The organism is Acinetobacter sp. Marseille-Q1618, from assembly GCF_902809855.1.
GTDB lineage: Bacteria > Pseudomonadota > Gammaproteobacteria > Pseudomonadales > Moraxellaceae > Acinetobacter.
In genome coordinates, this window is record NZ_CADDWJ010000001.1 from 548831 (window position 1) to 561589 (window position 12759).

The window sequence follows — 12759 nt, forward strand, 5'->3', positions numbered from 1 at the left end:
TTTCACCAAAATGAAACTATGGTTTTTTGCTTTGAATATACTCATGTTAATGTTTATGGCGATTCCGATGAATATGTTTTCAGTTGCACCTTTTTATCAGGTGATATATGACAGTATTTTTCTTTGTGGTCATTTTATCTTAGGTATCACAGCTGTGCTTTTTTATCTGTATTGGCTTTTTGTGGCGATTTACCTCTTAAAATCGGAACGCTAAAAATAGATTGATCTTTAATTCTGAAAGCGTACAGCGTAAAATGCTGCGTTCAAATTTTTATTTTTAGGAAAGTGTATCTGTGCCAAATCAGCTCAATGTCGATCAATTGGTCATGGTTCGGGATCGTCATCGTTTAAGTCGGCTGAAAAAAGGCAAAGAGGCGAATCCTGAAAAATTTCAACAATTATTCGAAAAATCAAATCATCAGGTCAAAAAAAGACTTGCAAGTCTACCGACGATTAAGCTCAATCAAGATTTGCCTGTCACCCAGTATGCAGACAAATTAATTGAAGCGATTCAAAAGCATCAAATTATCATTGTGGCAGGGGAAACAGGTTCGGGGAAAACGACACAGCTTCCCCAAATTGCCATGCTTGCAGGGCGTGGCTTAACAGGCATGATTGGACATACTCAGCCTAGACGTTTGGCTGCTCGCAGTGTGTCGCAGCGGATCGCTGAAGAAGTGGGCGAAAAACTTGGACAGTCGATTTCTTTTAAAGTTCGTTTTAATGAACAAGGTTCAAATGATTCTATTGTACGTTTGATGACGGACGGTATCTTGCTTGCTGAACTGTCTAATGATCGTTATTTAAATAAATATGACACGATTATTATTGATGAAGCGCATGAACGTTCGTTGAATATCGACTTTATCATGGGCTATTTAAAACAAATTGTAAAAAAGCGCCCAGATTTAAAAATTATCATTACCTCTGCCACCTTAGATATCAATCGTTTCAGTCAGTATTTTAATAACGCACCAATTTTTGAAGTAGAAGGGCGCAGTTATCCTGTCGAAGTCCGTTATCGTCCTATTTCAGAAATGTCGATTGGTGGTAGTGATGATGACGATTTTGATGATTTTGAGGAAAATCTACCGCGTGCGGTGGTCAGTGCTGTAGAAGAATGTTTTCATGATGCTGAAACTAAAGGGCATCCTGAACATGCAGATATTTTGATTTTTGCCAGTACTGAGCAAGAAATTCGAGAATTACAAGAAACTTTGCATAAGTTCGGTCCGAAACATACCCAAGTTTTACCTTTATATGCACGTTTAGCGCTGGCTGAACAGCAGAAAATCTTTAATCCATCGGGTGGTGGACGACGTATTATTATTGCCACCAACGTTGCTGAAACGGCTTTAACTGTACCGAATATTCGTTATGTGATTGATAGCGGTTTTGCACGTATTTCACGTTATAACTATCGTTCTCGTGTGCAACGTTTACCGATTGAGGCAGTATCTCAAGCAGCAGCCAATCAACGTAAAGGACGTTGTGGTCGTATTGCACCGGGTGTGTGTATCCGTTTGTATTCTGAAGAGGATTTTCAAAGCCGTCCTGAATTTACCGAACCTGAAATTAAACGCACCAACTTGGCTTCTGTCATTTTACAAATGCAAAGTTTAGGTTTAGGTTCTGTTGAATCGTTTGATTTTATTGAGCCACCTGATCATCGTTTAGTGAATGATGGTCGAAAGTTGTTGATTGAGTTGGGGGCTTATAATGAACAAAAAGATGATTTAACTAAAATCGGTCTACAAATGGCGAAAATGCCAATCGACCCACGTCTTGCTCGAATGATTTTAGGTGGGGCGCATTTTGGTGTGTTAAATGAAGTCCTGATTATTGTTGCAGCACTTGCTGTACAAGACCCTCGTGAACGTCCAGCGGATAAGCAAATGCAAGCTGATCAAAAGCATGCCTTGTTCCGTGAAGCAGATTCGGACTTTTTATTTTATTTAAAATTATGGAATACCTTGGCTGAAAATCGTGAAAATATGAGCGAAAATAAACGCCGTACTTTTGCGAAACAGCATTTTTTAAGTTGGTTGCGTTTACGTGAGTGGAAGAAAACCCATGAACAATTGCTTGATTTAGCACAAGGTTTAAAACTGTCTTTTAATGAAAAGAAAGCCAGCTATGAAAATTTACATCGTGCTTTACTGACTGGTTTATTGTCTTTTATTGCCAATAAAACCGATGAGCGTAATGTGTTTATGGCGGTGCGTCAGCAAAAAGCTCGAATTTTCCCTGCTTCAACGTTGCATAAAACCAATACACCTTGGGTAATGGCATTTGAAATGGTGGAAACATCACAGGTTTATTTGCGTACTTTGGCGAAGATTGAACCTGAATGGATTTTATTGGCTGCACCGAATTTGTTGAAACATCATTATTTCGAACCCCATTGGGCGAAAAAACCGGGTGTGGTCAATGCTTATGATCAGATTTCATTGTTCGGACTGATCATTGAACCGAAACGTGCAACGAACTATGAAAAGGTTGATCAGCCTGCGGCACATGAGATTTTTCTACGTGATGCTTTGACCACAGGAAATTTGGGAATCACCCCTCCATTTTTAAAGCATAATTTACTGAAACTTGAAGAAGTTGAGCGTGTAGAAGACAAATTACGTCGTCGTGATTTGGTGGTCGATGAAGAAACTATTTTTCAGTTTTATGCGTCTAAAGTGCCAGCAGAAATTGCCAGTCGTCGTAGTTTTGAGGATTGGCGCGCAACGATAGAGCCGAAGAATCCACGTTATCTGTTTGTCGATGATGATGATTTGTGGATGAATGATCGTCCAACCACGCAACAATTCCCAGATTATTTACATAATGGGCAATTGCGTTTGGCGGCGAGCTATCGTTTTGATCCGAGTCATGATGAAGATGGGGCAACGGTAAAAATTCCTGTGCAAGCTTTGCCACAAGTTGATGAGAATATTTGGTCATGGGGCATTCCGGGATGGCGTTTGGATTTAATTGAAGCATTACTCAAAGCTTTGCCAAAAGATAAGCGCCGTAACTTGGTGCCGATTCCTGATACTGCCAAAAAACTTATGAACATCGTGGATGCACAGCATTTACGTGAACATATTTTTGAGTTTTTGGCTTTCCAGTTACGTGGCGAACAAATTACTGCTAAAGATTTTTCTTTTGAACGGGTAGAGCAATATCTATTGCCTTTGATCAAAGTGATTGATGAAAAAGGGCGTGTGATTGAGAAAGGGCGTGATTTAAATGAGTTGAAAGCGCGCTGTCGTACTGAAACACATAGTCCTGTCAAACAGTTGAAAGGAGAGTTTAAAGTATTTCCTGAACAGTTTGTTTTTGAAGCTTCGCAAAAAGTTACAGGTGTAGTCGTCAAACAATATCAAGCACTCGTTGCGACTAAAGCATTTGCAGTGCTCGATGTTAAAGATGAATCAGGGATTGTCATCCAAACTTTTAATGATCAAAACGAAGCCATCAAACAACATCGTGAAGGGGTAATTCGCCTGATTCACATGCAACTTGGTGATTTGATTCGACAGTTGAAAAAGCAAATTTCTAAGCCATTGGCATTGGCATATTCACCTTTGGGCGATAAAGCACAGCTTGAGCAAATGTTGGTCTATGCAACTTTACAAATGGCAATTAAAGATTTACCGATTAATGCCACAGAATTTGCGACATTAATAGATGAAGTGAAAAAGTCATTTTTAAGTCATGGGCAAGAAGCGTTAAAGCTGATTAGTGATATTTATATTCAATGGCAAGAAATCCGTCAGCATTTGCTTATGCTAGATCAATCTGTATTTGCTAAAAATATGGATGATATTGAAGATCAATTGGATTTAATGAATTTGGCGAATTTTGTTTACTCAAAACCTTCCGATGTATGGCAAGAATATCCACGTTATTTAAAAGCTTTGTTATTGCGTTTAGAGCGTTTGCCGAATAATCTAAATCGAGATGACGCTGCAATTCAAGAGATTGACCCTTGGATGGATAAATTATTTAAGTTTAAAAATGATGCACGTTTGAAAGAACTTTACTTTATGGTTGAAGAGTTACGTATCTCATTATTTTCTCAACCTATGAAAACTAAGATGCCGATTTCACCAACTCGCTTACAAAAGGTATGGGAAAAGCTCGGAATCGGGTAGAATAGACATAATTTGAAATATTTGTGAATTTTGAAAAAGGAGTTTTACATGGGCATCCGTATTACTGGTACTGGTCTGTATCATCCTGAAGAAGTGATTACCAATGAAGAATTGGTGGAAAGTTTAAATGCTTATGTGGAACAGTTTAACAGCGATAATGCTGAAAAAATTGCATCAGGTGAAATCACTGCACGTCGTGGTTCAAGTGCGGAGTTTATTGAGAAAGCTTCTGGTGTTAAAAGTCGTTATGTAATTGAAAAATCAGGTGTATTGGATATTAACCGTCTGCGTCCACGCTTAGAAGAACGTTCTGAAGATGAGCTTTCTATTCAGGCAGAATGGGGTGTAATTGCAGCAAAACAAGCGATGGAAAATGCAGGCGTAACTGCTGAAGACATCGATGTGGTTATTTTGGCATGTTCAAATATGCAACGAGCTTATCCAGCAGTTGCGATTGAAATTCAAACAGCACTTGGCATTCAAGGCTATGCTTATGATATGAATGTTGCATGTTCAGCGGCAACTTTCGGTTTGAAACAAGCCTATGATGCAGTGAAAACTGGTGCTCGTCGTGTGTTATTGGTCAATGTTGAAATTACGTCAGGACATACAGACTACCGTTCACGTGATTGTCATTTTATTTTTGGTGATGTTGCAACAGCTTCAATCATTGAAGAAACGACCACTAAAACTGGTTTTGAAATTGTAGATACACATTTATTCACACAATTTTCAAACAATATCCGTAATAACTTTGGCTTCTTAAATAGTTCTGAACTGACCTCACGTGATGATAAGCAATTTCGTCAAGATGGACGTAAAGTATTTAAAGAAGTCTGTCCTCTGGTTGCAAAAATCATTACCAAGCAGTTAGAAAAAAATCAAATCCAAGCTGAAAATGTAAAACGCTTTTGGTTACACCAAGCTAATGCCAATATGAATGAGTTAATTCTAAAATTGGTTGTAGGGCGAGAAGTTGCCGAAGCAGACCCAGCTTTAGTGCCAATTATTTTGGATGAGTTTGCTAATACTTCATCTGCAGGTGTGATCATTGCTTTGCATCGTACTGCTGATCAAGTCAATGATGGTGAATATGGTGTGTTATGTTCATTTGGTGCAGGCTATTCTGTCGGTTCGATTCTTGTGCAAAAGCATGTGGTTTGATTTTTTGATTCTCACCCTGACTCTCTCCTTTAAAAAAGGAGAGGGAACTCGCTTTGTGAAAACTCAGTATACGTCATTGTTATAAAATATAGATTGAAAGTCCCTTCTCTTGTGTCATATATGGTTCAGGGAGAAGCTTAGGATGAGGGAGATTTACTAAATTAAAACCTCTCCCTCTTACGCAGCAGTGCTGCTCATCTCCTGAAAGTAGAGGGGATTTTTATTATAAAATGGTTTAGATCAATGTTTTGTAAGGATACAACATGACATCAAAGCATTTAGAAATTAAACATAACTCAAAATTATTACGTGCAATTAGCGCCTTGCAGCGCTATTACTTTCGTCCTACTTTCTTAGGTGCAGAGAATTTAAATTCTGAAAAACCTGCGATGTATGTGGGAAATCATACCATTTATGGAATTTTGGATTCGCCGATTCTAATTGATTATTTATTTAACGAACATAAAATTGCGGTGGTAAGCATGGCTGACCATATGCATTTTTATATTCCAGTATGGAAAGAAGTCGTAAAACGTGTAGGTGGTGTGGATGGGGTTCAAGCGTATGCACGTGAGGCGATGCAGCAAGGTTATTCAATTCTCGTTTTCCCGGGCGGTGGGCGAGAAGTTATTAAGCGTAAAGGTGAGGCTTATCAACTGATTTGGAAGCAGCGTTTTGGCTTTCTAAAACTTGCCAAAGAGTTTAATTATGACATTGCACCTTTTGTGGCTTTAGGTGGTGATGAGGTTTTTGATTTAGCTTTAGATGTGAATATCTTACTGAAACAGAAATGGTTTCAAAAAATATTAAGTCAACCTACAATCGGCAAATTTCTAAGACAAGGTGAAGTGATTCCTTCTATTCCAAAGAATATGATTCCTAAAAGAATTCCGTTTTATTTTAAATTTATGCCACGTTTATGTGTAGATCAGATTGAAACAATGCAGGATATGATTGATTTTCGAGATGCATTACAACAACAAATTTATAAAGAAATTGAGGACTTAAAAGCATATCGAGAATTGGATTTGGCCTATAAAGTTAAGACTTAACATATCAGTAAGGAAGATCTGATTAAGTTTAAGTGAGAATAATTAAAATAAAAGTCAAACAACACATCTATAGTCGTTAACGAAATCAGCTAAGTCCACTTTAAGATAAGACAAAAGTTTGAGAAATTGGATGTTTTATCAACATAAAATGTAATTTAAAAAGATTTTTCTTTTAAAATGCATATTTATGCAGCAAACAATTCATTTCTTTATATTATTTGGTTGACGAGTTGCGATTTCCTCCCTAAAATGCGCATCAGATTCTCCAATAGCTCAGTCGGTAGAGCGACGGACTGTTAATCCGCAGGTCCCTGGTTCGAGCCCAGGTTGGAGAGCCATCTACTTTTCTCCCATAGCTCAGTCGGTAGAGCGACGGACTGTTAATCCGCAGGTCCCTGGTTCGAGCCCAGGTGGGAGAGCCAAGATTCTAAAAATCCCATGCATAACGACATGGGATTTTTTTTGTAGAAAAATAGTTTGCAGTTTCAATACTGCAACTTAAAAAATGAAATTTTTAAAATAAGAACAATCTTAATTTATTTATGAGCTTCATATAAATAAACAACTTACTTGTTTTTCTCATTATCATGCATCTAATCAAAGTTATTGGCTTAGTCATTATTTTCAATACAGAATACAAAATGTTAAAAAGCCGATACTTTTAATATCGGCTTTTTATAAGAATGAAAGAAAATAAATTATTCCACTTTGATTGGTTGACTGCGCTTTTTACGTTTAAAGAAAAAATTCTCAATATCATCAATAAACGTATATACCACAGGAATCACCAAAAGTGACAAGAAGGTACTGGTAATTAAACCACCAATAACAGAGATTGCCATTGGCGCGCGGAAACTTGGATCTGTGCCGATTCCTAGCGCAATTGGTAACATACCTGCACCCATTGCCAAGGTCGTCATAATGATCGGACGTGCTCGTTTATGACAAGCATCTAAGAGTGCATTAAAACGTGAGTAATTTTTTTCATGTCTGGCGATGAGGGCATAATCCACCAATAAAATCGAGTTTTTACTGGCAATACCCATCAGCATAATCAGACCAATCAAACTCGGCATAGAGAAGCTACTTTTTGCTAAAAGTAACAATACAAATGCGCCACCTAATGACAAAGGTAAGGCTACCAAAATGGTGATAGGCTGTAAAAAGTCTTTAAATAACAAGACTAAAACAACATAAATACACAGTACACCAGTTAACATGGCTAAGCCAAAGCTTGAAAAAAGCTCCTGCATAACTTCAGCATCACCAATATCTGTACGTTTTACTGTAGGCGGTAGGTTTTGCATGGTGGGAAGTTGATCCACTTGTGTTGCGATATCACCTAAAGGTTGATTATTTAACTCAATATTAAAGTTGATATTGCGCATACGGTTAAAACGATCAATTTGTGAAGGACCGCTTTCGACGCTTACATCAGCAATCGTACCAAGCATAACAGGACCTTGACTGCCTTTAACCATTAAGCGTTTAATCAAATCTTGGTCTTGACGTGCTTCAAGGCTCAGCTTAATTACCACTGGAATTTGACGTTGTGATACATTCATCTTGGCAAGATTTTGATCAAAATCGCCTGCGGTTGCGATACGCAAAGTTTCTGCGATATCTTGCGTGGTGACACCCAAATCAGCCGCTTTGGCAAAATCAGGACGAATGACCAGTTCAGGGCGAATTAAGGCAGAACTTGATGTTACGCTTCCGATATTGGGAATGGTGCGTAACTCACGTTCTAACTTTAATGCAGTTGCCATGAGACTTTCAGAGTCATCGCCTGAAAGTGCCAATTGGTATTGGCTATTATTTCCTGCAATACCGACTTGAACACGTGCGCCTGGTAGGGGAGCTAAACGCTGTCGAATATCGTTTTCAATCTCTTGTAAGCTTACTGAGCGATTGCTGCGTTCAGTGGTTTGAATGGTTAAAGTTGCTTTACGGGGTTCAGATGATGCACCACCAGAAAAAGGATCTGTACCCGCGGCACCACCACCAATAGTGGTATAAATGCTTTTAATTTCAGGATGATCTTTGATCAACTGTCGTGCATATTCTGCAGTTTTTAAAGTTTCATTAAATTGTGAGCCTGGAGTGAGTTCAAGACGAACTTGCGTTTGTCCAGTATCTGGCGGGGGAACAAAACCTGTTGGTAATAGCGGAATTAAGAAAATTGAAGCAATAAAAAATAAAATCGCACCAGTCAAAGTTAACCAACGATGATTTAAACACCACGTCACCATACGCATATAGCTTTGCATCATTCGACCATCTTGACTGCGGTCTTTGGCAAGTGCGGACTGTCCTTGATCATTTAGAGTGGGTTCGGCTGATATTTCCTGCTGTTCAACTTTGCCTACCCATGGTTTTAAAATATAAGCTGACATCATCGGGGTAAGTAGACGTGCTACTAAGAGAGAGGCAAAAATAGCCAGTGCGGCACTCCATCCAAATTGAACGAAGAAACGTCCTGCAATACCACTCATAAAAGCAGTAGGTAAAAATACTGCAATGAGGGTAAATGTGGTTGCAATGACCGCTAAACCGATCTCATCAGCGGCTTCCATCGCAGCTTCATAGGGTGTTTTGCCCATCCTCAGATGTCGTATGATATTTTCAATTTCAACGATTGCATCATCGACTAAAATCCCAACCACAAGAGACATGGCTAATAACGTCACCATGTTGAGAGTAAAGCCTAAATAATACATGCCGATTAAAGCAGGCAAGATCGACAAGGGAAGTGCGGTCGCTGCAATAATCGTTGCTCGCCAATCTCTTAAAAATAACCACACCACCAAAACAGCTAAAATGGCACCTTCATAAAGCAGTGACATTGAACCTTTGTAGTTATCAACGACAGGTGTAACAAAGTTAAATGCTGGCGTGATCTTGAGGTCGGGATGTGCTGCTTTAAGTTTATCCAAGGCTTCGATCACACCTTTTTCGACATCAACTTCGCTGGCACCTTTACTTCGAGTAATTTCAAAGCCGATCACGGGTTGACCATTTAACAACGCAGCAGAACGACGTTCAGCAAAACTGTCTTTGACTGTGGCAACTTGATCTAAACGGATATGCCGCCCATCACTTAAGGCAATGTCCATTGCTGCGATTTCATCGGCTGTTTTGACTGTGGCAATGGTGCGAATGGATTGTTCACTGCCGCCAATTTTAGTTTGACCACCTGAGGCATCTTGTTGGGTTAAACGCAGTTGGCGAGTAATATCAGTTGCTGTGGCATTCAATGCCAATAATTTTTCAGGTTGAATTTCAACTTCAACTTGGCGTGTTACACCGCCAACACGAGAGACTGCACCGACTCCTTTGACTTGCAGCATGGCACGTGTAATGTCGTAGTCTACAAACCAAGATAAGGCTTCTTCGTCCATGCTCGGAGATTGGATTGCATAAGTTAAAATCGGTGAACCTGATAGATTGATTTTACTAACAATTGGATCACGCACATCCGTAGGTAAGTCGGAACGTACTTGTGATACCGAATTTCGAACATCATCAACTGCTTCTTGTAACGGTTTTTCCAGTTGAAATTCTGCGGTAATGGTAACAACGCCATCTTGAATATTGGCATATTGGTTTTTTAAACCCTGAATGGTGGCAATCGAGTTTTCGATTTTGCGTGCCACTTCAGTTTCAAGTTGTGGCGGGGCTGCACCCGGTAAAGTCGCAGTTACAGTCACCATCGGTAGTTCAATATCAGGAAATTGTTGAACTTTCATCCAATGAAAACACATCAATCCTGCCAAGCCCATCATAATAAATAACAAGATCGCAGGAATGGGATTACGGATCGACCATGCAGAAAAATTCATATTTAATTCTCCTGATGGGATGCAAGTTGCTTGCTCAGTGGTGTTTCAGGAATATTAGCAGCCACTTTGACTAAATCACCATCAGCTAAGAATCCTGTCCCTGAAGCCACAAGTTTGACATTTTCAGGTAAATCTAAAATTTCGACCAAATTATTTTGACGACGTCCAACACTGACTTTCTGCTGCTTCACACGGTTATTCTGCTGCACGATAAACACATAAGAAAAACCATCACGCAGTAATAGCGCAGACTGTGGAATGGTGAGTGCAGATTGTTCACCAAGCTCAAATTCACCTTTGACAAACATACCCATACGCACTGCTTGCGTAAGCGGTAAATCGACATAGACCAAACCATAGCGCGTTTGTGGGTCGATCACAGGGGCAATCATGCGGACTGTACCTGTAACCGCATCTTGATCTGGATCTGGAGAAATAATTTTGGCAGTCATGCCTTGCTTAAGTTTGTATAGATCCGTGGTTGTAATTTCAGCACGCCATTCCAGACGATAATCACGGATGAGACGGAAAAGCTCTTGTCCTGTTTGCGCCAGTGAACCCACGGTGGCTGAACGTGCAGAAATGACACCATTGTCAGGGGCAACCACACGTGTTTGTGCTAAGCGTAACTCATTACTTTTGATTTGTGCATCCGAGGCTTCTAAACGCGCTTGGGCAGTTGATTGTGAGGTTTGATATTGAGTGGCTTCTTGTGCGGAAATCGCACCCGTATTTCGCAGTTGTTGAATACGTTGATTATTAATAACTGCATCGTTGAGTACCGCTTGTGCTTCTTTATAATTGGCTTTAGCAGTGGCTAATTCTGCACGAATACTGTCACTGTTAATTTCAGCCAGCACTTGCCCACGTTTTACTTGATCGCCGACATTCACATAAACTTTGGTGATGCGTTGTCCAGACAGCTCACTGCCGATGACCACTTCTTGCCAAGCGGCAATATTGCCATTTGCAGTCAGTTTTTGCTGCCAGTTTTGTCGTTCAGGTTGAATGACCGTAACAGTGAGTGCTGCCTTGGGGTGTGTGTTTTCAGATTTTTGCTGAGAAACCGTTTTTTCAGTTTTTTTATCTTTAGATTGCCAAAACCAAATAACCGCTAAAATAACAAGAATGAGTGTTGCTAAAATGAGCCAGTGTTTTCGGCTAAAACGCTGATGAACAGGTGGTTCTGAGTGATTCATTGTGTTTCTTATCAGAGTTATTTACATTTTAGCAGTATAGACATATTTTTTAAAAATGTTTATGTGTTGTGTAATCCTTTTGGAAATAAAAATCCTCAACAGGTCGAGGATTTTTTAGTGCGGATAATTTTAGCGAGAAATATTGAATATATTGCTAAATTCGCAAAATTATAAAATGGCTTTTAAGCGTTGAATGACTTGTTCACATTGTTGAATGTCCGCCACCAATGCCATGCGCACATGCTTTTCACCCGGATTACCTTGTTCAGTATCACGGGACAGATAACGTCCCGGAAGTACCTTAATATGGGCTTTTTCCATGAGCATTTTGGCAAATTCTTCGTCATTGTCGACTTTTAACCAATAATAAAAACCTGCGTCAGGCTTTTCTAATGCTAATAAATGACCCAATTCATTTTGGAATAATTCAAATTTAGCACGGTATAATTTACGATTTTCTTCCACATGTGCTTCATCGTCCCAAGCAGCAATTGAAGCCAATTGATGTTGTACAGGCAACGCAGCACCATGATAAGTACGGAATTTTAAATAGGGATGTAACAGATTTGCATCACCTGCCACAAAGCCTGAACGCATTCCCGGTAAGTTTGAGCGTTTAGACAAGGAATGGAACACGATGCAATTTTTATAGTCGTCACGCCCGATTTCTGCACACACTTCAAGCAAACCGGTAGGTGCTTCATCAAACCATAGTTCTGAATAACATTCATCTGAGGCAATTACAAAATCATATTGATCAGATAGAGCAATTAATTTTTTAAACTGTTCTTTGGAGAGTACAGCGCCTGTTGGATTGCCCGGCGTACAGACAAATAGTAGTGCTGTTTTTTCCCATACTTCAGCAGGCACAGCATCAAAATCACCTAAATAGCCATTTTCCTCAGTACAGTTGATAAAATAAGGTTTTGCACCAGCAAGCAGCGTTGCACCTTCATAAATTTGATAAAAAGGGTTTGGCATTACCACATACGGTGTATCTTCACGATTGATCAAGGCTTGAACAAAAGAAAAAATTCCTTCACGTGTGCCCGAAACTGGCAAGATATGCGATTCTGCATCGATGGTGTTAAGTTTGAAGCGACGTGTTAACCAATTGGCAATACTTTGGCGTAATTCAGGCAAACCTTTGCTATTTGGATAAGTAGAAAGATGTTGAAAATTATCAATAATGGCTTGTTTCACAAACTCAGGTGCAGGATGCTTGGGTTCACCAATTGACAAGGGAATCAAAGGCATCGCTGCGGGTTGCACATCTTTAAATAATTGATTAAGTTTTTCAAATGGATAAGGATGTAATAAAGACAAACTTGAGTTCATGAAATAATTACCATGA

6 protein-coding genes and 2 tRNA genes are annotated in these 12759 nt (G+C 39.4%); 5 read left to right on the forward strand and 3 right to left on the reverse strand.

Going from position 1 to position 12759, the window contains the following annotated elements; translation table 11 throughout:
- The first annotated feature begins 293 nt into the window (after positions 1-293).
- From hrpA to HUS24_RS02505, 5 genes are all read left to right on the forward strand, one after another.
- A complete protein-coding gene (gene hrpA, locus HUS24_RS02485) occupies positions 294-4148 on the forward strand; it encodes an ATP-dependent RNA helicase HrpA (protein ID WP_173910467.1) in 3855 nt (1284 codons plus the stop codon).
- A gap of 48 nt (positions 4149-4196) precedes the next feature.
- Positions 4197-5312, forward strand: a complete 1116-nt coding sequence (locus tag HUS24_RS02490) for a beta-ketoacyl-ACP synthase III (protein WP_173910468.1) — start codon at positions 4197-4199, stop codon at positions 5310-5312.
- A 263-nt stretch (positions 5313-5575) separates the two neighbouring features.
- Positions 5576-6364, forward strand: a complete 789-nt coding sequence (locus HUS24_RS02495; RefSeq protein ID WP_173910469.1) for a lysophospholipid acyltransferase family protein — start codon at positions 5576-5578, stop codon at positions 6362-6364.
- 262 nt (positions 6365-6626) lie between these two features.
- Positions 6627-6702, forward strand: a tRNA-Asn gene (locus HUS24_RS02500).
- Positions 6703-6710: 8 nt separating this feature from the next.
- Positions 6711-6786, forward strand: a tRNA-Asn gene (locus HUS24_RS02505).
- A gap of 276 nt (positions 6787-7062) precedes the next feature.
- On the opposite strand, the gene HUS24_RS02510 is transcribed toward HUS24_RS02505, so the two are convergent.
- The 3 genes from HUS24_RS02510 to dapC form a co-directional block, all read right to left on the reverse strand.
- Entirely contained in the window at positions 7063-10206 is a 3144-nt protein-coding gene (locus HUS24_RS02510) for an efflux RND transporter permease subunit (RefSeq protein ID WP_173910470.1), read from the reverse strand.
- Positions 10207-10208: 2 nt separating this feature from the next.
- Positions 10209-11405 (reverse strand): efflux RND transporter periplasmic adaptor subunit, encoded by a 1197-nt coding sequence (locus tag HUS24_RS02515; RefSeq protein WP_173910471.1) that lies wholly within the window; start codon positions 11403-11405, stop codon positions 10209-10211.
- 168 nt (positions 11406-11573) lie between these two features.
- Positions 11574-12743, reverse strand: coding sequence for a succinyldiaminopimelate transaminase (gene dapC / locus HUS24_RS02520; RefSeq protein WP_173910472.1), 1170 nt, complete (start codon positions 12741-12743; stop codon positions 11574-11576).
- Positions 12744-12759 lie beyond the last annotated feature (16 nt).